Raw genomic sequence first — 25,169 nt, forward strand, 5'->3', positions numbered from 1 at the left:
AGTATTTGATAACGTTGGAGGCGAGATTATTGAAAACAATCCTAAAGATGTTTGAACATGTATACTGGTCTAATCAACGTATTTTAGAAACTTTGCAACATGTTGAGATTGAGAAGCAGCAATTGCGTTTGTTTTCACACATTCTAAATGCCGAACATGTATGGGCAACTAGATTAAATGGATTGGATAGTTCACATCTGCCTATCTGGTCGGATGGTGATTTGATAGTCTGTGAGAAATTGATTCAACAAAATGAAGTAGACTTCAAAGCATTTTTCGCTAAGCTAGCAGAAACTGACCTTGATAACTTATTATCATATAAAAATAGTAAGGGTGAAGAATTTAAGACTTCTATACGAGATATATTAATTCATGTAGCGCTGCACGGTCAGTACCATCGTGGTCAAATTAACGCAAGACTTCGAATAGATGGTTATGAACCGGTTAGTCTTGATTATATTTCATTTGTAAGATAGATGATCAGTTAAGGTCAACCAATATATAAGAAGGCTTCCAATTATCTAAAAGATATTGGCAGCCTTTTTTTTATTTACTTTAAAAGAGTTAAGTCCAGTCATTCCTTTGCTCAGAAATGAATATAATATCATTTTGATAATGTTCAAGATGACCTTCATCAATCATCTTTTGAAAAGCAAGGTTGCCTTCGCTCGCACATCTTGTAATTGTTTTACATAATCCTTCTAATCGTAGTAGTACCATTTCTAAATAAGCTTCTGTAAATTGTTCACCATAGGAATCAAAAAACAATTTAACTCTATTTTTAATACGGCTAGCATCTTGAAATGAATCATAATATACCTTTTCACCTGTTTCAGTAAGATGAAATCTACTTAATGGAACGCAAGTGTAAAGCGTATAAGCAATATCCCAAAGTCGTGGACCAGGTCCAGCTACATCAAAATCAATAATACCTACTGGTCTTTCGTTATAAAAAATAATGTTGTACACTGCAAAGTCGTTATGGCATAATACCTCTGCAACTTGTGGTGTGTTATCTAAGGATTGCCAACTATCATCAATTGAAAAGTCACTAACTGAATCATGATAAAGACGGAGCATTTTCGCAATTTCTTGTAAGACATCATCTGACCACATATATTTTTTCAAAGGATAATTACCGGCTTCTCCTTCGATGAATGATAGAATTTCTCTTCCTTGTTCATCTATGCCAAGGTATTTGGGTGCATAATCGTATCCTTTGTTATCGAGATGTTTTAACAGTGCATGAATTCTTTTGCTATCTGACTTTAATTCTCGTCTAACTGTTTTACCAGACTTATATACCTTTGAGACATTTCCACCAGCTAGCATTTCCTCATTTGAACGATTAGGCATATATGCAGCTCCTATTCTTATGTAATGCAGTTATTAATTTGGAAAATTTTTATAAACTTAGTGTATCATAGGTTTCTTAGGCTGAGTATAGACAACTAGTTATGATCTTTTCTATGCGACAATAAAAGCAACATAATAGGCTTGAACTCCGTTTTAATGGTAGCGGCGGTTATTAAATGGAGGTTACTTATGAAAAAAATATTTTACTGCGCTTCACTGCTTTTAGTTGTTTTGATAATTAGTTCTTGCAGCAATACCAAACCAAATAAGCCATCCTACTTTGGTAATTGGACAGTGCATAAGGTCGTTGGTTCTACGCCTATTTCAACTTCTGTTGATAATAGTTTAATTGGATTGAAAGCGACTTATAACAATGAAAAAGCCATCTTTGGTAAAGATGAAACGTTAAAACCAGAATATAAAGAACAAGAAATAACGAAAGATGATTTTTTAAACGAGTACAGAACTCAACTAAGTGATATTGGAATCAAAGCGAATTCAGTAAAAACGGTAGAAATAACAAATTGGACACATGCTGGCAGTTTTTTAATTATTAAAGATGATCAAACGATGATTTTTTTATGGGATGGAAACTATTATGAAATGAACCGGGATAAGTGAATGTAACTCATTTAGTGTTTTGAGCTAGTTTTAATCTATTCATCATGGGAAAAGGCAGTCCATAGGGACTGCCCTTTTCATTGTTTATTATCATTGCTTTCATGATTAAACCATTGTTTTTCTGCTATTTCCACCTAATGGATATTGTTATACAATCATGAGAGTCCAAAAATAGGAATCTTAGGAGATGGGAAGCTTGCCGAAGGTTGAAATGACTAACATGTGTATGGTTTATGATAAAGCAACTGATAGAGTCTTAGTGCAGGATCGAATAAAATCATGGAAAGGGATCTCATTTCCAGGAGGCCATATTGAAGATGGTGAGAGTATTGTCGATTCAACAATTAGAGAAATAAAAGAAGAGACGGGTTTAACGATATCTAATCTAGAGTTATGTGGGATCATCTATTGGTTTAATGATGAAACTGGTGATAAATATATGGTATTTAGTTATAGAACCGATGTTTTTAGTGGAAAGTTATTAGAGAAAACAGAAGAGGGCAGCCTTTTTTGGGTAGATAAAAATGAATTAGAGACTCTCTCACTCGCAGATGGCTTGAAAGAGAGACTGCCTATGTTTTTTGACAAAAAGTTCTCTGAAGGATTTGGAGTCTGGAATGAAAATAGTAAAAGCGAGATGAAATGGCAATAGTTAAACTCTTGAATCGAGAAGGTGAGATTGTACCTAACAAATTGATTGAGTATAAAAGAGTTGAACCTGCTTTTAATATGGGCATAGATTGAATATTTTATCAAAGTAATTAGCTATAAAGGGGATTTTTTATTGCGATATTTGAAGAGCATAATTAGTGAAGGGGAATGTTTTTTTGAGGTGGATGACCAGTTGGATGCTGTTAGACAAATTTTAGTATTCAAAACAGGTGGTTATTTATCATCAAATAGAGACGGCTTTTTATCAGATCAAGCAATTGATTATCATGATTCTAGTTATTTATCTATAACACAAATAGAATTTGAAAAGGTATGGACTAATTATCTCAATACTTTAAATAAAGAATGGAATTCAGTAAAAGCCTCACTATCGATAGGGATGCAAGTGGAAGGCTTCATTGAAATGTTTTATCCGCATGGAATAATCATAAACCTATTTAATCATAATGCAATTGGTGTCACTGATTACGAATATTGCCGAGCAACTACACCGGCAAAATGGTTATACCCACGACATTTATTGACTTCAAGAGTAAAAGGATATGATGAGGTGAATTATTGGATTATACTAGAGCAGGCAGAAATATACCCTGATGAATACAGAAATGTTTAAACTAATAGCGATTGAAATCATGTAATCGGCTAAAAGGTAGCCCATTCTTTTCTATGTAACTCATTTCCTCGAACTAAGCTTAGATATGCAATTTGACCAACAAAATAAAGGAAAAAAGAGATGGTGTTCTCTATGCACCATCTCTTTTTTTTATATATATAAAATGAAATATAAAGTTGATAGCAGTTGCCACCTAGTTGCCACATTGCTGCTTTATAGTATGAGAGGGTAGGCTCTACAGTCTGAGCTAGGTGAATGATTAATAGTATTCCTGCCATTACAAAAAAAGATTGGAGAAATAATCATGTTCGAAATAAAAAATGTAACGAGGTTATTCGGTCAAGAGTTTGCATTGAAAAATATTTCTATTGAAGTCAAAGGTGGACTTAACTTTATTATTGGTCCTTCAGGAAGTGGGAAGACGACGCTTCTCAAAATATTGGCTGGCTTGGATCAGGATTTTACAGGGGAGGCTTATTACAATAAACAAAGCTTGAAAGCATTTACTCCAAAGGAAAAGAACGAATTTTACAATCAAAAATTGGGTATAGTGTGGCAAGAATTTAACTTAATTGAGGATTTAAGTGTGTTCGATAATATCAAAATTCCTCTTTATTTAAATGAAACCATTTCCGATGAGCTTATAAACAAAATAATGAAGCAACTGAAAATTAACGAACTAGCAACACAAAAGGTAAGAACATTATCAGGAGGACAGAAACAGCGGGTCGCTATTGCTAGAGAGCTTGTGAAAAATCCAGAGGTTATGATAGCTGATGAGCCAACAGCCGCTCTTGATCCGAAATCTGCTGCTGTTATTATAGGTATTTTAAAGCAAATTGCAAAAACACGAACAGTTATTATCGTAACACATGACAACTCGATGCTGGATAGCCATAGTCATATTTTTGAGATGGATAAAGGTGAGATGGTTTCAGAAACGACAGGAGAACAAGTAAAAAAGATAACAACAAAGATGATTGTAAAGTCAGAGTTGTCACTGAAAAGTGCGCTTTCTGTATCGATGACTAACATGAAACGTAAAATGAGCAGATATGCAGTCCTAGCTCTAGCCGTACTTGTGTCAACAAGCTTCCTGCTGCTCAATGTATCTGGCAGTATAAAAGAAGCTAGTCAAGATGGCTTTGACGAGCTTTATAGCAAGATTGGCGAGGGGCTGTTAGATATTGATCTTGCGTCCAGCTTCATGAGTGCGGCTGGTTCAAGTGGATCAGAAAAAGAGGAAAAACCAAATGTAGATGTGAATCAGGATATCCAAGGTCTTTATGATAAGTATCTTAAGGACGAACGGGTGAAGCATGTGGTGCTTGCTCAGGCATTAGGTAAAATCAAGGTGGTCGTTGACGGGAAAGAGCATCAAATAGAAACATCAAATAGTGTCCCCGTATTTAAAAAGCTTCTAACAGGTAAAATGCCTTCTGGTGATGGAAATGAGGTTGTGGTTTCAAGCAGCTTGGCTGATATTTTAGGTGTTGTAAATAAAGACCTAATTGGTAAAACCATTGATTTAACCGGTACAATTTTCAATTGGAGTACTGGAGAGCCTGTTGAAATGCCTGTAAGTACGAGTGCGAAGATCGTTGGCGTAGCGGATACAACAGCTGTAGTCGAGTATGAGGGTAAGGTTATCGAATACGCGATTGATGACTCTTTCTTTTTCAGTAAATCGTCTATTTTAGAAATGCGAAAACAGGCGGATATAGCGTCCACGGCGGCTAATTTTTCAATGCGAGCAAATAGCCCTGCGGATATGATTTCACTAAAGGATGAGCTGTTAGCAAAGGGTATTGTCCCAATGGGAAGATTCGAGCTTGTGGAGGATATGGTTCGACTAAATGATCAGGCCAAAGAACAATCGGGTTCAGCTGTCCTTGTAATCAGTAATCTCGCCCTTATTGTTTCTATTGCGATATCATTTATGACTGCCATCATGCGTAAAAAGGAATATGCGATATATAAAATAAACGGTTTCAGTAACGGAAATATGACTAAGATCACATTTGTAGAATATGTGTTTGTTGGACTAGCTGCAATGGGATTATTTGCAGCAGCCTCTCCGCTTATTAATAAGGCAATGAACTCGTTTAACGGTTCTAGCATTTTGAATGTAAAGACATTTGCTATAGAAGGTGGATTGGTTCTTCTCATTTGTATGTTGTGTGGAATGGTTACTTCGATATTTATTCCTACTATAAATATATTTAAGTCTTTAAAATCAGGTGACCGCTGATGATCTCATTAGATGGAATAACCAAAAAGTATGGCAATCAAACGGTACTAGATGGAATTAGCTATCAATTAAGAGATACAGGAATAACCTGTATTCTAGGGGCGTCAGGCAGTGGGAAAAGCACGCTTCTAAACTTGCTTGCCGGCTTTGATACCAAATATAAGGGATCGATTACGGTATGCAATGAACAAATCACAGCCATGACAAAGGAAGAGCTTTGTCATTTTCGGCAAAAGCATATCGGTTTTGTGTTTCAAAGCTACAATTTAATTAGTGGTTATACGGTTTTAGAAAATATTTTATTAGCAGCGGAATTAAATGGGGCTCCACTAGAAGAAAATGTCGAAAGAGCATTAGCATTGATTACAAAGTTTGGAATAGAAACCAAAGCGGATGCAAAGGTGGAAAACCTCTCAGGTGGGCAAAAACAGCGCGTCGCGATTGCAAGAGCACTTGTGAATAATCCACAAATTTTATTAGCAGATGAACCAACTGGAGCGCTTGATCGAGAGTTATCCATTCAAATTATGGATATTTTAAAGGAGTTATCCGAAGATCGGCTGGTAGTCGTCATCACTCATGATAGAAAGCTGTGTACGTGGGCGGATGAGGTCATATCCATTGTAAATGGGAAGATTGAAGTTGTCTCATCACAACCAAAATCAGTTAATAAAACATCTGTAGGAACGCAAGCAAAAAAACATGATGTCCATGAACGTGCTATCGTTTCCATATTGAAGCGAGCTGTTAAAAATTATCGAGTACATCTTTTTCGCTATATTGCGATTGGCTTGGTTATTGCACTTGGCATTTCGTTATTTATCGTTTCGCTTTCTTCCAGCAACATGATGAGTCAGTCTATAGAACAATTTAAACAGAAAAACACAGCATTTAATAACGGGTACATAGCATTAGGAAAGGGTAAAGATCCGTATCTCTTATTAAGTGAAGATCGTAGAATTGAAAATGTCTATTATCAGTATGTAATGAAGGATTTAACACTTTCTTTCAACGATAAGTCGGTTCGTTTTGAAGAAAAAATTCCAATGCCCAAGGCAACTGGAAATATGTCTTATGGAATAATGCCGAGATATGGAGAAGATGAGGTTGCCATTACGCCAAGTGTTGGAAAGAAATTTACGAATAACATCAATGAGTTAATCGGAAAAACAATCGTACTTGAATATAAGGAGAGCAGCTTCCCTCTTACAATCAGCGGCATTTTCAATGCGGGTTATGATGATTTTTTCGTCAGTGCGGATAGAGAACAATCTATGTATGATAGTGTTGGAGAAGAGAAGCCTTTTTCAATTTCATATGATGTGATCCGATTTTCGGATATTGTATCGGTAACAGAGGCGTTAACCAAACAACATATTTCTTCAAAAACGGCAGCGGAGCAGGTCGCAGCACTTGAAATCACGTTTAACTTTTTAAAGAAGCTCTTTCTTGCCGTATCTATTCTCATCTTATTTATCTCCTTGTTTATTAGTGTTGTCTTACTGGCCAAACACTCAAATGCAAGGTATCGAGAAATAGGACTTTTAGCAGCGCTTGGCTATCACAAGAGTTGGATTAGAAGGATTTTGTCTGTAGAAAATATACTATTATCTTGTACATCAACTGTGTTTAGTATAGGTTTGTTTTTCGCCATTAATTATATTTATAGTCTTCTCCTCGGAGGAAATATGAATATACAACCCCTCCAAATTGTGGTTACGATTTGTTCAACCTTTCTAATCATTCTTTTCCTAAGTACGATTGTAAGTCGGAAATTGCTTGCAACGGAGCCAGCAGAGGCACTTAGAAAATAAGAAGACAGCATGAGTTGCTTTTGTGGCAAGAAATATTACAATTCAGTGATTAACTTAAAAAGTCTAAACACCTTAATTGAAAGGTGTTTAGACTTTTTTTTGCAAAGCTATCAAAAGAAAGGTAAGTGTTAATCGATGACTGGGTAGAGAGGAAGTGTAAAATAAAAGGTTACGCTGCCTTCTTCATTACGCACGCCGTACTGGCTTTCATGTCGCTGCAAAATAGCTTTTACTATGGATAACCCGATTCCCGTACCACCAAATTCGCGACTGCCTGAGCTATCTGCTCTGTAAAAGGTGTCCCAGATATAAGGCAAATCCTCTTCACGAATGGGCGAACCCTCGTTTTTGATTTCTAAACGTACTGAAGCCTGTTCTAGTGTCGCCCGTACTTCCAAACGTCCATGAAAGGGTGCATGCCGTATAGCATTGCCCAGCAGGTTTATCAACACTTGCTCAAGCCGCTGACGATCGGATCGAACCCATTGCTCTTCCGTATCAAGTCCTAGCAACTGGGGATGAATCGATTTCTCACACAAGAGTGGGGTTAATTTCTGGAATACAGAGTTGATTGTTTCCTGCAACGGAACGTTTGACCAATGAAGCGCAAAACGACCACTTTCTAATTGGGACAGGTCTAGCAAATCATTCACCAGACGTGCCATTCTCTCGGATTCCTCCATGATTACTCCTGCATATTTATCTCGTTTCAATCCATGAGCGACATTGTCTTTGAGTGCTTCTGCATACCCTTGAATCAAGCTGACCGGGGTTTGTAATTCATGCGAGACGCTTGCTACGAATTGCCTGCGCAGTTTTTCATCCTGCTTTTCTTTCTCGATGTCTGCCTGCAATTTACTATTCGCTTCCTGCAGATCAGCCATAGTTTGTTGTAAATTACGAGCCAGACTATTCATCGTCTCTCCAAGCTGTCCAATTTCATCCTTCCGATTCATTCGTATAGCTGCGGAGAAATCCAGCTTCGCTAAACGTTTGGCAACTTTGTTCAACTGCATCAGTGGCGATGTGATTGTACGTGAAAGGAAATAGGCAAACAGTAAAATTGGAATTGCGGCGAGCGCGTAAAAATAAATATAAAAGCGGCTCATGACTTGAACGGCATCGCCCACAGGCTGAAGTGTGGCCAGTGTGATCAAATAAGCATCTCCGCCAATACGGTTTACGCTGTTCGGGAGCTTTACGGCAGCGATCAGCATGTTCTCGCTCTCAGTTTTAAGTGTTGGTATGTTCATCACAACGATCTCTCCTGTTATGGAGAGATTGCTGAACCGGTCGTTATTTTGCAACCATATAGTCAGTGTACTCAATAGTCGTTCACTATAGGGGTTAATATAGGTTGCCGGAAAGAGTGGCTGAATTTCAATGCTCTTATTGTCCAAAGGCGGTTGAATGATTGCTTGCTCATCAGAATGTATGCGAATATCGTAATTAGGCCGCCCGATTGAGGGCGTTACAACGGTGGCGGGAATGGCTTCGTAACCGCCAACATACACTTCGATCCTATCTCCTTGCTTGTACAAGGTAGCAGTTAAGCCATAGAAATGTTGTTCAAAGTTAATGACTTCTTCTGGCTTGACGTTGAGTTCATAGACACCCTCAGCGTACTTGTTATATATCTTTTCCATTTGCTGCGTTAGTTCATTTGACTTTTGCTGGATATAAAAAGTGCCGAAAAATTTAGTTTGCATCACCAACCATAATATGGTAAATAAAATCAAAGCGATTAAAGTAACCCAAAATATTTTGAAATACAAACGTTCTTTTCTCATCTTAACCTCATGGTTTATATTGAAATTTGTAACCAATGTTACGAATGGTTTGAATACATTCCGATTTGTCTCCCAGTTTTTTGCGTAGACGTTTGATTTGCGTATCAACAGTACGGGAATCACCGAAATAATCCATTCCCCATATGCGATTTAGTAGGGCATCTCTTGTAAACACACTATTGGGATGTTGGGTGAAAAGCAGCAGCAGCTCGTATTCTTTTGGTGACAATTCGAGCAGTTGACCATTTACGTGAACTTCATGGGCTTCTTCGTTTACGACTAAATCCTGTTGTTCCTTTAGTTGTACGGACGCATCAGAAGGAGCCCACCGGCTTAATAAGGCTTTTATTTTTGCCATCAGTATTTTAGGGCTAAATGGTTTCGTGACATAATCATCAGCACCTAATTCATACCCATACAATTTATCTTCTTCTCTTCCTCTAGCTGTTAACATGACAATGATCGTCTGGGAATTTCTGCGAAGCTGTTTGCATACTTCGAAACCATCGATGCCTGGCATCATAATATCAAGGACGACTAGATCAGGCGGGGTTCGGCGTGCATGTTCAAGCGCCTCATGACCGTTTGCTGCTTGAATATTTGCTAATCCATCTTCCTCCAAATAATCTGCAATTAATTCTCTCATCCGAGGCTCATCTTCAACAATTAGTATTAAGGGCTGCTTCGCCAAGATAAATTCATTCCCGTCTATTAGCTCGTAGTCGTTTGGTTGTGAGCGGGCCTTACTTTGGTTGAAAAACTTAAGTGCCCTCCAGTTACAATTATGCGGATAGACTCCTATAATTGCAACGAAATGCTCCATTTCTAATGTCATATGCACTGCTCTTGTCTCATATATTATTGTGTTGTATTGCGATAGCTTAAAAAACCTCTATTGAGAGGAATGAGACGGATGGAAAATCAATCTGGGGCTAAGGGGAAATTTGAACAAGTACCGCAGCCCATTAGAAATGATGGAGCAGGGGGAATCGATCTTGGCCCCCGTGATATTATACGCGATCTTGAAAACCCTAATATGTTCATTCCGCCTGCAACGGATGCTGGCTTACTTCCAAATTTGAAATTTTCTTTTTCGGATACGACTATGACCTTAAACGACGGAGGGTGGTCCCGAGAGATCACGGTAAGAGAGCTGCCTATCGCGACCACACTTGCAGGCGTAAATATGAGTTTAACCCCTGGTGGCGTGCGTGAGCTTCATTGGCATCAACAAGCAGAATGGTCTTTTATGCTGCTAGGCCAGGCACGCATAACCTCGGTCGATCAAGAGGGGCGTAATTTTATAGCTGACGTCGGTCCGGGCGATCTGTGGTACTTTCCACCAGGTATTCCACATTCGATTCAGGGACTCGAAGGGGGCTGCGAGTTTTTACTCGTCTTTGATGATGGGAACTTTTCAGATTTGAATACCTTGTCCATTTCCGATTGGTTTGCTCATACGCCAAAAGATGTTCTGTCTGCTAATTTCGGCGTACCGGAGAATGTATTTAACAGCATTCCATCAGAGCAGGTATATATTTATCAAGACGAAGTTCCCGGGTCTTTGGATAGTCAGAAAGTCCAGTCCCCCTACGGTACAATTCCACAAAGCTTCAAGCATGAACTCTTGGCGCAAACGCCAATGAAATAACAAACATTATGTTTTTTGGAGATGTTCAAGAGTGACCGATTTGTTGATGTGTCGTGAAACCAATGGATGGCGCTGACCCCTCGTGAATTGGTAGGGAGTAATTTGAATGTAGGCGCGGATTTGTTGGATGCACTGCGCAAGGAGAAATGGCCAGTCGTCAAATATCCGGGTTTTTCCTACTACCCTAAATAAAGTTTGGATTAGAATGCAAAAGAAAAGGCTGCCGAAGTATCGGTAGTCTGTTTCGTTTTGTTTGGTAAAGTTGATTATAGTTATTTATTATCTTGACTATTATGTGGCTAGAAAATAGCATTAATGAAATAAATACGTAAAGACAGATACTGGAGGTAGCATACGTGGTAACCATTGAGGATTTTATGAAATTAGATATTCGTGTCGGTACAGTAGTCCATGCGGAGCCTTTTCCTGAAGCAAGAAAACCTGCAATCAAATTAGAGATTGATTTTGGAGAGATTGGTATTAAACACTCTTCTGCTCAAATAACAGAAAGATATACACCAGAACAGCTAATTGGTCGTCAAGTAGTCGCGGTCGTTAACTTTCCAGTTAGACGCATCGCTGGATTTAAATCTGAGGTATTAGTAATCGGTGGTACGCCACAAGACGGTGATGTAGTGCTCTTAAAACCGGATGTTTTCGTCGAAAATGGGACACCAATCGCGTAGCCCTTGATGAGAAGAATGAATAAGCGAAACAAAAAGATCTTTACTCTATTTCGAATATTTGGTATCCTATATCAAATATTTATAATATTTAAATTATTTTATTAAATGCGATGAAGAGAAAAGTAAATAAAGCGTTCTTCCACAGAGAGCTCCGTCAGCTGAAAAGGAGTGAAGAATTAATTATTGAAGAAAGCCTCTGAGCAGTACATCGGAACCGGAGAGGGGATGGTGTAACAGGTGCTCCTGTTATAGAGCTAGAGTATAACCATCTTTTTATTAAGATGACGTACTTGAAGAGGCAGATATGGCGACATATTTGCAAATCCGGGTGGTACCGCGAGCATACAAATCTCGTCCCTAAGAATATATTCTTGGGGGTGAGATTTTTTTTATTTGTTGGATCGTTATACAAAAATAATTTAAATCATTTGAGGAGTGTGTAAGATGTCACGTTTAAAAGCAGCAGTAGTTGGAGCAACTGGAATGGCAGGACAACAGTTTGTACAGGCATTATCCAATCATCCAAATTTTGAAGTTGTCATTATGGTCACATCAAGAACGTTGAATACCTACAAAGAAGCATTACTTGAATCGGATGGATCATCGAGATGGATACAGAATTCGCCTATTCCCGAAGATATGCTGGATGTTCCTGTCGTTTCCTCGAAAGAATTCAAACCAGATTCTGTAGATGTTATTTTCACCGCAATTGAATCCGATCTGGCAAAAGAGCTGGAGCCTTGGTTTGCCCAAACGACGCCAACATTCTCGACGGCGTCAGCATTTCGTTATTTTGATGATACTCCGCTACTTATTACTGGAGTCAATGATGATCATGCCGAGCTCATTCGCAAGCAGCAGAGTGAACGCGGTTGGAATGGCTTTGTTCTTCCGGTTCCCAACTGCACGGTTACTGGACTAGCGATTACGTTGAAGCCATTGCATGAGCATTTTGGCATTAATAATGTACTGATGGTATCTATGCAATCGCTTAGCGGAGCTGGAAGAAGTCCCGGAGTTCGTTCATTAGATATCTTGGATAATATAATTCCATATATACCGAACGAAGAGCAGAAGGTTAGAAAGGAGCTCTTGAAAATACTCGGAGAATATTCCAGTGACGGGATTACGCCATCAGATATTAATATCAATTGTATATGTACCAGAGCGAATGTATTAGAAGGTCATACGGAATCCGTGTTTGTTGGTCTGAAGAAACAGGCAGATTTATCTGAAATTAAAGAAGTAATCAATCGTTATAATCCATTCGAGAACAGTCCATTTCATTCAGCTCCTGAGCAAATGATTCATATTTTTGATGATCCATTTCGCCCTCAACCGCGCTTGGATCGCGAACTAGGCGGCGGGATGACAACGAGTATGGGAAGGCTTGAAGAGGAAGCGGTCCTTGGCGGTGTGAAATATGTATTGGTCTCTCACAATACAAAAATGGGTGCAGGAAAAGGTGCTGTTCTGCTTGCTGAATCCATGCTAAAACGTGGTTTATTGCACGTTAATCCTTAGTCTAATTGTCACGAAGATTGAATGATAGGGATTAATAAATGTAACCGGCTGCGTGGCAGCCGGTTACTATTTTTTTATGAGCTTTCTTATCCACATAAGTAGTCACTATTTTCAATGAATATGACATCATCATTTGCAACATTTTGTGGTCGCTTCGTATAAGAAAATCAAGGACGAATCGTTACACGAGTTCCAATTGGGACAAGTTGAGATAACGCGATAACATCTTCATTATACATACGGATGCAGCCATGGGAGACAAGATGGCCTATAGATGAGGGATCATTGGTGCCGTGAATGCCGTAATGGGGCTTGGACAAGCCCATCCAAAAGGCACCGAAAGGTCCACCAGGATTGGGTTGTTTATTGATTATGGTGTATTCACCAGTAGGCGTTTCCGTCACCATTCTACCTATCCCAACGGGGTAGGCATTGACAACAGTGTTGTTGTCGAGCAAGTAGAGCGTGCGATCTGACAAATCGACGATGATACGGTAATAGGGCATGAGATTACTCCTTTCATGGTAGTAATTTATGCATGTTGAAGATGATTCGTGAAGATAGCTATTGGGGTTGACTTTTTACATCTACATGATGTAGATTTATATATAACTACATGATGTAGATTTATGATGTGAAAAGATTTAAAAGAGGGAGGAGTGTCATGATGGGATATCAACGCATGTCTGAAGCTGAGAAAGAAATCATGGACATCATATGGATAACTGGACGACCTGTTACAACCTCGGAGATTATTAGTAAACTGCCAGAGGACAAGGCATGGAAACAGAGTACAGTCCTTACTTTTTTAGCCCGCTTAATGGAAAAGGAAATGATTATAGCTACGCGGATCGGAAAAGCGAATCATTATGAGCCTCGCATCACTGAACAAGGATACCTGAATCTTGAAACGAAGCAGTTTATTAAAGATGTTCATCGAGGTTCAGTATCTGGATTGATAAGTGCACTTTGTGATGGTGATGATTTAACAAAAGAAGATATAGAAGAATTAATGAAAAGGTTGAAAGAGCAGGCAGAAAGATGATGGCAGAGTTTTATTCTCCGTTACTCCTCATGTCCATCGTTGCTACGGTACTATACTTCGTTTTAAAGCTATTCATCAAGTGGACAGGGAAGCATTTTACGGCTTCTTGGCTCTATTACTCGCACATCATTCTTAGTACATTTTTTCTAATTCCGTTTTACAAACTGTATGCCTATTTCAATGAGGACTTCACACATGCGGTAAACAAAAGTTTTGATACAAGCGCTGTCTTTATTCCGATTCGTACCATTTTTCAAAATTCTATGCCTTCTCCGAGTAGTCAGGTAAGAAGCGGTACTGCAGCCCATAGTGCAAGCCATGCTGTTTCGTTAATCTTAGAGCTTATGCCATATTTTTTTATAGCTGGTACCTTAACGTTTATGGGGTTAAATCTGTTTCGAAATGTTAAGTTTAAACGTCATATTTTCAAAATATGTGAATGGGCCGAAGATCCTCAAATCGCGAATGAACTTGAGGCATGCAGACAAAAGCTGGGTATAAAAAATGAAATTCAGGTCTACTTATCTCCTTATACGAATACTCCATTCCTTTATGGCATATTAGAACCAAGAATCGTTTTACCTTCCACCATAGACTTTACCTCAGAGGAATATCATCAGATTATACTTCACGAGTTGACCCATTATAAGCGACATGACATTTTACTAAAATACCTCTTGTTATTGATCCATTCCCTTCATTGGTTTAATCCATTTTTTCACCTTATAAGACGTGATCTGGATCGTTATTGTGAACTGTCCTGTGATGAGAAAATTGTGAAATACATGAATGATGATGAGAGAAAAAGATATGGTGAGTTATTACTGAATGTTCTATGGCGTGCTGCCAATCAAAAGGTTGACTTGTATCCTGCATTTAGCGGGAACAAGAAATATTTGGAGAGGAGAATCAGTATGATCTGGAGAAAAAAGGGCTTTAAAACCAAAAAATCAGTTCGAATCATTGCGATTTCCCTATTACTATTTGTCGCTAGTATAAGTACGGTGTTTGCTTATGTAGGAAGTCAGAGTGGTTTACTCAACAAAGGCGAGGAAGCAGCATCTTCTTCAGGTAAAGCAGGAACTCTTATGCCTGATGGGTCTACCATTCTCACAGGCGAGGTTGGAACCAAGATTCAAAAGGGCAATTTAATTTTTGAAAGAATGGAAGGAGATAGTCCTTCATTTCCTAAAGAGTATGATGCATTTATATCGGGTAATCAGCAGTCTCATTTTATTAAGAATAGCGAAGAGGATGAAAACTATGTGCTATGGATCAGAAATTCAGGTAAAGGATCATTTATATTTACGATGACTAATGGCATGCCTACAGGAACGGTAGTTCCAGGAAGTATCATGACTATCCCCGCGCATACAACTTGGACGATCACTACTATTAAACCTTTGAAGGCTGGAGAGTATTATGCCAACTTTACATCTGGGCACGTTGATATGTCAGCACAAGCAGCTTTCACATTCTCCAAGGCATAAGTTCTCAAAGATAAATAAGTTTGCAAATTATTTGAAAGAGTTGATAAAACAATGGATATAAGACCCTATGAGAGTAAGGACTTACTGCAATGCATCAGTCTTTTTATTAATGTTTTTAATAATGAGCCTTGGAATGATAAATGGACGTCAGAGAAGGCAGAACAATATCTCGTAGACTATATAAAAACACCCGGTTTTAGTGGATTTATTGCTGTGGAAGGAACCATCATGAAAGGCTTCATTTTTGGTTTTCGCAAGCAATGGTGGAATGGTGATGAGTTTTTTATAAATGAAATGTGTGTACAGCTAGATGATCAGCGAAGTGGAGTAGGTTCAAATTTAATCCATTTTATCGAATTATATTTAAAGAGCGAAGGAATCGAAAGTATAACGTTATTAACGAATAGAGGAATACCAGCAGAGAAATTTTATGTGAAGAATGGTTTTAAAGAAATAGAAAGACTAATTTTCTTATATAAAAATATAAAGTAAGACGATTCGTTCATTTAAAATGATATGATTCATCAATTGGATGGGCTTGCTGAACAATAACTACTGAAAAACAGGAAAAACTGAACACGAAAGATTCACTTTTTTGAACGTTGTTAAACCTTTATGATTAGGAGCATAAGAACCTAAGAAGTGAGGGATGAAATTGAAACAATCACTTATTCCTATTGAAATTGCTCCGATGTTACAAGAATTCGCTGACTTACTTCGTTCCAAGTTGCCGCATGCTGTATTAGGATTATACATTCAGGGCTCCATTGCTCTGAATGGATTTAATAAGAAAAAAAGTGATATTGATTTTATTGTTGTATTACAAAATGCGAGCATGACAGACGATGATGTTGCAGAAATGCTGTTCATCCATGAAGAACTGAAGGTCAAACATAGCTGCTATATGGTGGCTGAAGGTCAGTATACAAGCGTGGAACATCTAAATAAATCTTATCATAACCATGAGGATAGATTCCCAAGCTTCTATTATGGAAAGTTTCAAGGGTTAAGATCCGGGGCAATGGATATTACTTCCTCATGGATTTTAAAACATTATGGGATTTCTGTATTTGGTCCTGAAGTGGATTCATTAGACATTCATGTAAGCTGGGATGATATCCGAATGGCTATGGATTATAATCTAAATGTTTATTGGGCCGATAAAGCCAAGAATCTTGAACTGTTTTTTATCGATGAATGGATCGATTTCACAGTATTAACGCTGGGAAGAATTGTTTATACTCTTGAGCATGAAGGTTTTGTTACAAAAGATGAGGGTGGCTCCTATCTACTGGGACAGCTGCCATTAGAATGGCATTCAATTGTTAACGAAGCTTTACGTATACGACAAGGTATAGCGGAATCATATTACCGTACACCTGAAGAACGAGCATTGCATACGCAACAATTGATTAACTACATAACTGATTATTGCAATGCACGGTATAACTTTAAAGAGTGTTGAGATTGGGTATGGGCAGGTTGGAAGCCTCAAAACAAAAGGAGAAACGCATTTGCGTTTCTCCTTTTGTTTGCTTACTGTTTGTGTCGGAAATATAAGACATCTTTATAATGATTTCCTTATCGTTGTTTCTTCTATTTAATACTGTATCCACCGTCTACAGGATAGTAACCACCAACACAACCGGAGGCAAGATCACTAGCTAAAAATAGAGCCATATTTGCGATCTCTTCGGCTTCAACAGCCCGACCTGAAGGGTTGATTTCAGTAATATGCTTCATAACTTCATCACGACCGCCATCGACTTTATCATGATGCGGGTCGTTAAAACCAGTATTTACAAGCCCTGCTCCAATACAGTTAATATTAATACCATAAGGGGCATTATCAAGGGCATCAGCCATTGTTTGCTGGCGTACTGCGCCTTTCGTACCGATATATACGACGAGTTGTTTTTCAGCGACATAGCTATTAACGGAAGCCGTATTAATAATTTTTCCATATCGTTGTTCGCGCATAATAGGTAAGACTAGCTTGCTCATAATAAAGTGTGCCTTTACATTAACGTTATAGTGCAAATCCCACTCCTCAAGCGAAGCTTCAATACTATCGCCAGGAATGTTTACAGCTGCATTATTAACGACAATGTCGATACGACCTTGTTTCTCATGCAAGCTAGTAATAGCTTCTGACATTGCTTGAAAGTCTGTTACATCGACTTGAATGCCAGTGATTTGTCCACCAGTTAATTTTTTTAGTTGATCAGTTGCATCATGAATTTTGGGATTAATATCTGTAATGGTAACGATGGCTCCATATTCAAGATACTTTTTTGCGATTGCAAATCCGATACCCTCAGCGTTAGCTGCACCCGTGATGATTGCTATTTTACCGTTTAAGTTCATGTGAATATGACTCCTTTTATGTAGGATTAATTAAGCTGATGGTTAAATGTCCAGCGTTTGAATGCTTTACACTTCTTCGATAATGGGAGGAACATCTTTAAATGATTTTAATCGGGAAATCAATATAACTGCACCGATAGCTAACCAGCTGAAACCGATAATGTAAGTTAGTGAATCGAATCCCGAGAAAATAAATCCAATGATTCCTGCCCCAATAAGAGGTAGAATGCCATACTTTACAATCCCAAAGCCTTGGTATTGCTTCTTCTTAAAGAGGAAGTGAATGATGACAGTAAGATTCAAAAGAAAATAAGTGGACATGGCACCAAAGTTAACGAGTCTGGATAGAAAATCAAGATTGATAAAGAATGCAACGATGATATTTAACACACCGATAAAGAGAGTGGCATTCATTGGCGTTTGATATTTTACATTCACTTTTTGGAAAAAGCCTGAGAAAGGGATCGTGTTATCACGAGACATGGCGAACAATACACGTGAGATGGCAGACATAACAGGAATTACATTGGCAATACCTACAAATATGACGCCCAAAATAATAAATGCGTAATAAAGGAAATCTCCGCCTGCTTCACGAATGACATCGAAGTAACCCATACCTTCGTCGAGTGTGGTGTAATCTGGATGTACAAGAGCAGCCATATAACCTTGTCCGAGGAACAATAGCGCAATAATGATTAAACTAAGAATAACGGAGGTACCAACTGCTTTACGTGCATTTTTGGCTTCTTCTGATTGCGTAGCAATACTATCAAAACCGATGAATCCCAGCATACCAATTGTTGCAGCACCTGCTATAGCGCTGAAGGAGAATGTATCAGGATTGTAGAAAGGTTTGAAGCTGAACCCGCCAAATCCATGACCATCGATTAATACAACTTTAAGCGCACAAATAATGAAGATTGCAATTAAACTTAACTGACCGAATAGGAAAAAGTTGTTTACCCAGTTCGCTACCTTACCGTTTATGGCTACGATTAAGGTTACGATAGTTACAAATACGATAACGATTAGCCACATGGGGAAGTCAGGCGCTATTGCACCTAACCAAACGGTAGAGAATTTGGTTAGTAAACCTGGAATGATACTGTAATCCATAACAATTAACCAGCCTGCGAGGAATCCGATGTACGGGTGCATGCCGCGTTGCACATAAGAGTAAGATGAGCCTGCTACTGGGAATTCTGAGGTCATCCACTTATAACTTAGAGCTGTGAACAACATGGCAAATGCTCCAATTAAATAAACGAGTGGTGCCATACCCATACTTGCCACATGAGCAGCGGCCCATACTTGAGTAGGAGCGATTGGAAGCATGCATAGAAGCCCGAATCTTACTAGATGCCAAGTGCTTTGATCACGTCGTAATTCTTGTTGATAACCTGCTGGTGTGAAAGTTTCCTTTACCGTGTTTTGAGTGTTAACTTGCAAAATGGATTCCCCGCTTTTTTTTGGTTTTATTTTCCGTCTTAGTATCTTATCCCTTGGTCCTATCACATGCCTTTCCGTTTTTTAGAATAATCTATAATATATTATATATATCACATACTTAAGACACTTTAAAGAATTAATATAGCCAACTAATAGGAATAGACTCCTATAAAGATTGGAAACTTAAATGAATATTATGGTATATAACTGAAATTTTTCGAGCCTAAGCCCAAAAAGTTGCAATTATAAATAAATGTTATATTTTATTTCATTCACTAACTCAAATGAAAGGGAGGATTAATATAATGGAACTTTATCAATTGGAGAAAAAACAAGACCAAGCTAAGCATTCAGCTGAACAATTCGCCAAAGATGAGCTCGTAAATGACATAACCGGACATGACTGGTGGCATGTACACCGAGTGACAAAAATGGCAGAGCGATTAGCTCAAAAAGAAGGTGCAGATGTTTTTATTTGCGTGATGGCTGCATTACTTCATGACGTAGCGGATGAAAAGCTTAATGAGTCGAAGGAAGCGGGACTCCGCAAAGTACGGGAATGGCTAGAACGTGAATCTGTGCAAGAAGCGGAAGGGAAGCATATTTTAGAAATTATTTCTACGATGTCTTATAACGCAGGGAAAAATCCGCCTATGCGAACCATTGAGGGTAAAGTGGTGCAAGACGCTGATCGTCTGGATGCGATTGGTGCGATCTCGATTGCGAGATGTTTCTTATATGCAGGCTGGAAGGGCCATCCGATTCATGACCCAGAGCTGCTCCCCCGAAATTCCATGACTACGGAGCAATATCGGCATGATAAGAGCACAGCCATCAATCATTTTTATGAAAAGCTGTTTAAACTTAAGGATTTAATCAATACACCCTCTGCAAAAATAATAGCTGAAGAACGGCATCAATACATGGTGCAGTATGTAGAGAGATTCAATAGGGAATGGGATGGGGAGGAATGAATTTTTAAAAAAATGAAACGATCAATTAACCGTCTTAATAGGAGACGGTTTTTCTTTTGTATACATAAAAGCCTCATTTCAAAAAAGAATTCGTCAAAAGGGAACCTTTTACAGATGCGTAAAGTCTGTTTGAGTAAGGAGGGTGAGAGGATGGAGGGGAACCATTATAAATACGTATCGGAGATGGGCACCTATGATATCGAACAAATCATGGAGAGCTATGGCGAGGATGTTTGGCAATATGCCTTTTTCATAACGAAAAAGCATGATTTGGCGGATGATATCGCCCAAGAGGTTTTCATAAAAGCATACAAAGCAATTGCTTCATTCCGCGGTGAATCGACTTTAAAAACATGGCTGCTCAAAATAACGAGAAACTGCGCCTATTCCCATCTTCGGAAGTCATTTTTTCGACATACCATATTGATGCAAAATGTGAATGACTCATCCGAATCATTATCTGCTGAGAATCAATATCTCGAACAAGAATTTGCTCACGATATTTGGATGAAGGTCATGCAGCTATCTAGAAAATATAGAGAGGTGATGGTATTAAGCGCGCACTATCATCTAACGATGGAAGAGATGGCGGAGACGCTCCAAATTTCAACCTCTACGATAAAAACGAGACTTCATCGAGCTCGTAAGGCTTTATTGAAAATAATGAAGGAGGGAAGTGCAAATGGATAATTTAGATAAGGATCTGGATGATCTCCTATCAGCAAGACCATTTAAAAACAAAAAATTCAATCATAAAAACAAAGAAAAAGTAATGCTGGAAATCAATCACCCAAAGAAAAGACCAACTTATTCGTATAGATATAGAATGATTGTACCTATTGCGATTATAGTTACAGCCTGTATTGCTTTCTTTATCTGGCTTCCTTCTATAGAAAGAGGTAATCCGATACAAGGAAATGAGAACAAGCTAGTAGAGACTCCTATAGAACAGAATGATGAAGATATGATGCTAGCAGAAAATGAAGATGGCGTAAAAGTTTTTGTGAAGCAAGAAGATGAGAAGGATGGCAGCTATTCAAAGATTTATGTGAAAAATCAGTCTGGTCTAGTGAAATCATTCGACTGGGAACAAAAGTTTTGGGATCCGGATTTCCCGCCAAGCATGGAATATATAGACGTAAATAATGATTCGATAGAGGAACTATTAATCGTAATAACTCAAGATCATGGAGCAGGGGTTTTCTTGCAAGAAGCGCATATCCTTCAAGTTGATAATTTAGAGACTCTATTGATCGAAGTACCGGTCAACTATGTTACCAATTACACAAGCTCATCAATTATGATCGAAAACGGAAAGGTGAGCGTGCAGCTTAAAGTGAAAGATGATATTTACAATTATTCATTGAAGGAATCGGAGGCGGGCGTCTGGTATGAAAATCTTAGTTTTAATTATATCTCTTTGTACCATGTCAGAAATAATCTTTTGCAAGTTGATATTCCAGCGGTCGCATCTGTGGGCGGTTTAACGATAGGGAGAGTCACGTTAACTTATGGATATGATAAAAGCAGAGACAGTATGAACGTAATAGATATGACTTTTACAGATACAAATGGTGAAGAAGCAGAGAACACAATGATTAAATATGGTGCAGCTATTGCGGACCGAGACACGAAAACAATAGCAGCGTTATATGGAGGAAGTTATGATTGGCTGGAAATGTTTGCTCCAGAAACGGACAGAACCAATAAGGAGAAGATATTCGAAGCCTATTTGCAAATCATACCGGATCTCCATAAATACAATGAATATATTAAAAAAACAAAAGTTAGTGATGATGAATATGTCTTCGTTATTACGTTTAAGAGAGAAGACGGATCTTTATTTGATGTTGGAGACACGGAATCCCGACATTCTACATTCACGTATACAGTCAAAAAAATAGACGGTCAATTTAAAGTGATGGAACCGCCGCCATACCAAGCCTAAATGAATAGAGAACAGAGCCGTCTGCGTCATGCAGGCGGCTTTATTTCTCATCATTATTTTAATTCGAAATCGGCAGCTAATCGCACGGATAAATCTGTCATAAAACCATCCATATTTTTAACAAGGCGATATTGCCCAGGAGGCAGTTTGTATGGAAAGGTGACGACTTCCTCATAGGTTTCGCCAGGCTTTGCTGAGATACCGATACTTATGACCGCGCGATCATCATTAATGGCCTTCCAGTCCTCACCATCCTTGCTATAAAGAGAATAGCCTTTGCCAAAATAGAGATTGGTTGGCCCTGCGTTATAAAGCGACAGCTTTGTCTCTTGGGAGCCTGCAGCGGGAGACTCAACGCTTAAACGGGCATTAAGCTCATGATAGGGCACATAAATGGCACTCAGGAAGGTGTCTTCTACGACATTATCCGAGCCAAGAATCTCAACACTAACTAAATAGTTCACGTTTGGATCGGATGGAAGAACAGGGTTAAAGTCTGCTCTGCTAAAGACTGGATCACTGCTTTCTGTTACATACTCTGAAATAAGCGCTTTTCGTTTCCCATTATCATCTCGACTTGTTAGTTGAAAGCGAACAGAACGCCCTTCTGGGACCTCACTTAACCCCGCACTAACGGTGCTTCCTGACTCTCGTTCTCCGCTGGAATATGAGCTTAGAATATTGAATCCATCCTCACCCTCAAACCATCGTCCTGTTCTAGGACCATACTCATCAGCGAGCTTTATCGCCTCTTCGGTCGATCGCATCGCAGAAGGTTTATGTGCATTTGGATTTCCAATGGTATCCTTTAACTGTATGACTTCTTGATCTGTTTCACTCGGAACGTTACCAGATATATGATTATTTATTGTCTTATACCCTGAATCATTTCGTCCACAAGCCGTTGCAGTAAGCAGCATGATTATAATAAGAATAATGATACGAATAACGAACACCCCCTTATTTTCAAGACGATTAGCAGAAAGCAATAGTTGCAGCTTGTCTGAAAGGAATGAGATCGGTAAAATAGAAAGGTCGCATGATATAATGGCTGTTACATTCATGGCGTCAGGAAACGGGAGGATATAACCAATGATCAACATTATTGGCTATACGAGAGAGAAAAAATGGGTAACGGATTTAACGATTGAGCAAGTGAAATCAGCGGATTTAGAATGGTACTGGGTTGATTTCACGAGTCCGAATGAAGAAGAATGCAAGCTCTTGGATACTGTTTTTCATTTCCATCCCTTAGCGATAGAGGATTGCTTTCATTTGCTTCAGCGTCCCAAAATTGATCATTATGATGATGTCCATTTTTTTGTGCTTCACGAGATTGAACGCAGAACCTTAAAAGTGAATGAAGTGAATATGTTCATTGGACCTGAATACATCGTGACGTTTCATTATGAGGCTTCCCCAGAAATTGAGGATGCACGTGTGAAGCTGAGAAATAGTGTCAAGATGGGTAAGAGCGGTCACTTGTATGCGGCATATTTGATTATTGATCAGTTGGTTGATCAGTACTTTCCAGCGGTTCACGAGCTTGATGAGCTGTTGCTTGATATGGAAATTGAGAGCGGCGATGGTCCGGGTGAGACAGCAATGAGTGATATTTTTTCCATTCGTGCTAGACTGCTGCGATTGCGGAAAACGATCATACCAATGCGTGATTTGTTGTATCGTCTCATAAACTCTGACCGTATAGAGGGTATGAAAGATTATATGGCTTTCTTTCATGATATTTATGATCACTTACTGAAGCTCTCCGAGATGATGGATGCATGCAGAGAGATGACAGCGGATTTACGAGACAGTTACATTTCGTTTAATTCCAATCGAATGAATACCATTATGAAGACACTTACGGTAATTACGACTATTTTTATGCCTCTTACATTTCTGGCAGGAATATATGGAATGAATTTTCATAATATGCCGGAAATCGAGTGGAAGTGGGGTTACTTCGCTGTTATCACACTGATGGTTACTATTGGAATTAGTATGTTTGCTTGGTTTCGGTCAAAGGGTTGGTTTAAATGATAAACAGGGAGCGTATGTAAACAAATGGACTCGAAGCCTTCTGAGCAATTGAGCAAAAAGAAAGTTTTTTCAATCATTGGTATTTTAGTAGGGATTCTAGCCCTGTTGGCGGTCATGCTTTATTTTATGATCTTAGCGCTTGGCAATCCGAAGAAAGATGTTCGTACCGGATTGGATGAAGCGCTGCATTACAGCTATCATTCGGAAACCTCTGCTAACGGCATGAAGCTGCATGTCTTAAAGACAAAGCCATCTTATGTCTCTCTTGAGACCATACATAATAATGTAACATTGACCGATTTTACAGGTATTAACGGCGGTTTTTTCTATGGTGAGGGTCTGCTTAGCATTGGAGTTGTGAATAGTCTTCCCGTGAATGGGAAGATTGGCGAATTCGGTGCAGGTGGTGAAAATGTTAAATATGCGCGTGGAACATTAGTTTGGGATGGAGCTGCAGATGCGCTAAGCGTGCAGGTAGTTAGCCTTGCTTCTCAAGTTAAGGTAAAGGATCACACACGCTTTTGGGCGCAAGGTGGAATAAGCATGGGTCTTGGTAATGAAAAGCACTGGACGGAGCAGGCATTAGCTGAGAATGCTCCATTTCCAGATGATAATCGATTGCGATCTGCCGCTGTTTATGACAATTTGGGATACTTGTACTTAGTCGTAAGCGAAACGACTGGATCATTAGCGTTATTCAGAGAAGCAATCGTTTCAACAATAGGTGATGGAAATCTCATAGACGGTATTTTTCTAGATGGCGATGGTTCCTCACAGCTATTAAGTAAGGAAGCTTCAATACCTGGTGACGGTCGACCTGTTGTACAAATGATAAGAATCGTTAAATAAGCTCGAACGGAATAGGAGTTACA

24 protein-coding genes, 1 pseudogene and 1 other annotated feature are annotated in these 25,169 nt (G+C 38.8%); of the genes and pseudogenes, 18 read left to right on the plus strand and 7 right to left on the minus strand.

The features are described 5' to 3' along the window. Positions 1–29 precede the first annotated feature (29 nt). Complete coding sequence (locus tag AC0YOD_RS03840) at positions 30–476, plus strand: DinB family protein (RefSeq protein ID WP_475797901.1); 447 nt, start codon at positions 30–32, stop codon at positions 474–476. Between the two features lie 88 nt (positions 477–564). Here the strand turns inward: AC0YOD_RS03840 and AC0YOD_RS03845 are convergent, their stop codons facing one another. Then, positions 565–1,356 carry a phosphotransferase gene (locus AC0YOD_RS03845; protein ID WP_475797902.1) on the minus strand — a complete coding sequence of 264 codons (792 nt, stop codon included), beginning with the start codon at positions 1,354–1,356 and terminating at the stop codon, positions 565–567. Positions 1,357–1,545: 189 nt separating this feature from the next. Here AC0YOD_RS03845 and AC0YOD_RS03850 point away from each other — a divergent pair, with 189 nt between their 5' ends. From AC0YOD_RS03850 to AC0YOD_RS03870, 5 genes are all read left to right on the plus strand, one after another. After that, a complete protein-coding gene (locus AC0YOD_RS03850; RefSeq protein WP_475797903.1) occupies positions 1,546–1,977 on the plus strand; it encodes a hypothetical protein in 432 nt (143 codons plus the stop codon). Positions 1,978–2,164: 187 nt separating this feature from the next. Continuing rightward, positions 2,165–2,629: an NUDIX domain-containing protein gene (locus AC0YOD_RS03855; protein WP_475797904.1), complete on the plus strand. Its 465-nt coding sequence runs from the start codon at positions 2,165–2,167 to the stop codon at positions 2,627–2,629. Between the two features lie 192 nt (positions 2,630–2,821). After that, complete coding sequence (locus AC0YOD_RS03860) at positions 2,822–3,262, plus strand: hypothetical protein (protein WP_475797905.1); 441 nt, start codon at positions 2,822–2,824, stop codon at positions 3,260–3,262. Between the two features lie 304 nt (positions 3,263–3,566). Continuing rightward, entirely contained in the window at positions 3,567–5,513 is a 1,947-nt protein-coding gene (locus AC0YOD_RS03865; protein WP_475797906.1) for an ATP-binding cassette domain-containing protein, read from the plus strand. Continuing rightward, positions 5,513–7,327 (plus strand): ABC transporter ATP-binding protein/permease, encoded by a 1,815-nt coding sequence (locus tag AC0YOD_RS03870; protein WP_475797907.1) that lies wholly within the window; start codon positions 5,513–5,515, stop codon positions 7,325–7,327. The genes AC0YOD_RS03865 and AC0YOD_RS03870 overlap by 1 nt, the downstream gene beginning before the upstream one ends. A 128-nt stretch (positions 7,328–7,455) precedes the next feature. Here the strand turns inward: AC0YOD_RS03870 and AC0YOD_RS03875 are convergent, their stop codons facing one another. Both AC0YOD_RS03875 and AC0YOD_RS03880 read right to left on the minus strand, forming a co-directional pair. Continuing rightward, positions 7,456–8,973: a sensor histidine kinase gene (locus tag AC0YOD_RS03875; protein ID WP_475797908.1), complete on the minus strand. Its 1,518-nt coding sequence runs from the start codon at positions 8,971–8,973 to the stop codon at positions 7,456–7,458. A 151-nt stretch (positions 8,974–9,124) separates the two neighbouring features. Further along, complete coding sequence (locus AC0YOD_RS03880; RefSeq protein ID WP_475797909.1) at positions 9,125–9,952, minus strand: response regulator transcription factor; 828 nt, start codon at positions 9,950–9,952, stop codon at positions 9,125–9,127. A 78-nt stretch (positions 9,953–10,030) separates the two neighbouring features. Between AC0YOD_RS03880 and AC0YOD_RS03885 the strand changes: the two are divergent. The 3 genes and pseudogenes from AC0YOD_RS03885 (at position 10,031) to asd (ending at position 12,978) form a co-directional block, all read left to right on the plus strand. Then, positions 10,031–10,960, plus strand: a pseudogene (locus AC0YOD_RS03885) (cupin domain-containing protein). Between the two features lie 164 nt (positions 10,961–11,124). After that, a complete protein-coding gene (csaA, locus tag AC0YOD_RS03890) occupies positions 11,125–11,454 on the plus strand; it encodes a chaperone CsaA (protein ID WP_475797910.1) in 330 nt (109 codons plus the stop codon). 101 nt (positions 11,455–11,555) lie between these two features. Continuing rightward, positions 11,556–11,816 (plus strand) — a binding site (T-box leader). Positions 11,817–11,898: 82 nt separating this feature from the next. Beyond that, positions 11,899–12,978, plus strand: coding sequence for an aspartate-semialdehyde dehydrogenase (asd, locus tag AC0YOD_RS03895; protein ID WP_475797911.1), 1,080 nt, complete (start codon positions 11,899–11,901; stop codon positions 12,976–12,978). A 167-nt stretch (positions 12,979–13,145) separates the two neighbouring features. Here asd and AC0YOD_RS03900 read toward each other — a convergent pair whose 3' ends face one another. Further along, a complete protein-coding gene (locus AC0YOD_RS03900; RefSeq protein WP_475797912.1) occupies positions 13,146–13,484 on the minus strand; it encodes a L,D-transpeptidase in 339 nt (112 codons plus the stop codon). Between the two features lie 158 nt (positions 13,485–13,642). Between AC0YOD_RS03900 and AC0YOD_RS03905 the strand changes: the two genes are divergently transcribed. The 4 genes from AC0YOD_RS03905 to AC0YOD_RS03920 all read left to right on the plus strand — a co-directional run bounded on the left by AC0YOD_RS03905 (position 13,643) and on the right by AC0YOD_RS03920 (position 16,978). After that, on the plus strand, positions 13,643–14,023 hold the full coding sequence (locus AC0YOD_RS03905; protein ID WP_475797913.1) for a BlaI/MecI/CopY family transcriptional regulator: 381 nt from the start codon (positions 13,643–13,645) through the stop codon (positions 14,021–14,023). After that, the gene (locus tag AC0YOD_RS03910; RefSeq protein WP_475797914.1) at positions 14,020–15,513 is read left to right on the plus strand and encodes a M56 family metallopeptidase; all 1,494 of its coding nucleotides are present in this window, start codon (positions 14,020–14,022) and stop codon (positions 15,511–15,513) included. Before AC0YOD_RS03905 ends, AC0YOD_RS03910 begins: the two co-directional genes overlap by 4 nt. 51 nt (positions 15,514–15,564) lie before the next feature. Next, positions 15,565–16,005, plus strand: a complete 441-nt coding sequence (locus AC0YOD_RS03915; RefSeq protein ID WP_475797915.1) for a GNAT family N-acetyltransferase — start codon at positions 15,565–15,567, stop codon at positions 16,003–16,005. Positions 16,006–16,162: 157 nt separating this feature from the next. Continuing rightward, the gene (locus AC0YOD_RS03920) at positions 16,163–16,978 is read left to right on the plus strand and encodes an aminoglycoside adenylyltransferase domain-containing protein (protein ID WP_475797916.1); all 816 of its coding nucleotides are present in this window, start codon (positions 16,163–16,165) and stop codon (positions 16,976–16,978) included. A gap of 131 nt (positions 16,979–17,109) precedes the next feature. Here the strand turns inward: AC0YOD_RS03920 and AC0YOD_RS03925 are convergent, their stop codons facing one another. After that, positions 17,110–17,880, minus strand: coding sequence for an SDR family NAD(P)-dependent oxidoreductase (locus tag AC0YOD_RS03925; RefSeq protein ID WP_475797917.1), 771 nt, complete (start codon positions 17,878–17,880; stop codon positions 17,110–17,112). Positions 17,881–17,946: 66 nt separating this feature from the next. Next, a complete protein-coding gene (locus tag AC0YOD_RS03930) occupies positions 17,947–19,332 on the minus strand; it encodes an APC family permease (protein WP_475797918.1) in 1,386 nt (461 codons plus the stop codon). A 305-nt stretch (positions 19,333–19,637) separates the two neighbouring features. Here AC0YOD_RS03930 and AC0YOD_RS03935 point away from each other — a divergent pair, with 305 nt between their 5' ends. From AC0YOD_RS03935 to AC0YOD_RS03945, 3 genes are all read left to right on the plus strand, one after another. Beyond that, entirely contained in the window at positions 19,638–20,306 is a 669-nt protein-coding gene (locus tag AC0YOD_RS03935; protein WP_475797919.1) for an HD domain-containing protein, read from the plus strand. A gap of 150 nt (positions 20,307–20,456) precedes the next feature. Continuing rightward, positions 20,457–20,996, plus strand: a complete 540-nt coding sequence (locus tag AC0YOD_RS03940) for an RNA polymerase sigma factor (RefSeq protein ID WP_475797920.1) — start codon at positions 20,457–20,459, stop codon at positions 20,994–20,996. Further along, positions 20,989–22,254 (plus strand): nuclear transport factor 2 family protein, encoded by a 1,266-nt coding sequence (locus AC0YOD_RS03945; protein WP_475797921.1) that lies wholly within the window; start codon positions 20,989–20,991, stop codon positions 22,252–22,254. Before AC0YOD_RS03940 ends, AC0YOD_RS03945 begins: the two co-directional genes overlap by 8 nt. Positions 22,255–22,307: 53 nt before the next feature. On the opposite strand, the gene AC0YOD_RS03950 is transcribed toward AC0YOD_RS03945, so the two are convergent. Continuing rightward, positions 22,308–23,318 carry an immunoglobulin-like domain-containing protein gene (locus AC0YOD_RS03950; protein ID WP_475797922.1) on the minus strand — a complete coding sequence of 337 codons (1,011 nt, stop codon included), beginning with the start codon at positions 23,316–23,318 and terminating at the stop codon, positions 22,308–22,310. A gap of 28 nt (positions 23,319–23,346) precedes the next feature. Here AC0YOD_RS03950 and corA point away from each other — a divergent pair, with 28 nt between their 5' ends. Both corA and AC0YOD_RS03960 read left to right on the plus strand, forming a co-directional pair. After that, positions 23,347–24,297: a magnesium/cobalt transporter CorA gene (gene corA, locus AC0YOD_RS03955; RefSeq protein ID WP_475797923.1), complete on the plus strand. Its 951-nt coding sequence runs from the start codon at positions 23,347–23,349 to the stop codon at positions 24,295–24,297. A gap of 24 nt (positions 24,298–24,321) precedes the next feature. Next, positions 24,322–25,146 (plus strand): hypothetical protein, encoded by an 825-nt coding sequence (locus AC0YOD_RS03960; RefSeq protein WP_475797924.1) that lies wholly within the window; start codon positions 24,322–24,324, stop codon positions 25,144–25,146. The last annotated feature ends 23 nt before the right edge of the window (positions 25,147–25,169 follow it).

It is taken from the genome of Paenibacillus sp. J31P13, from assembly GCF_056269295.1.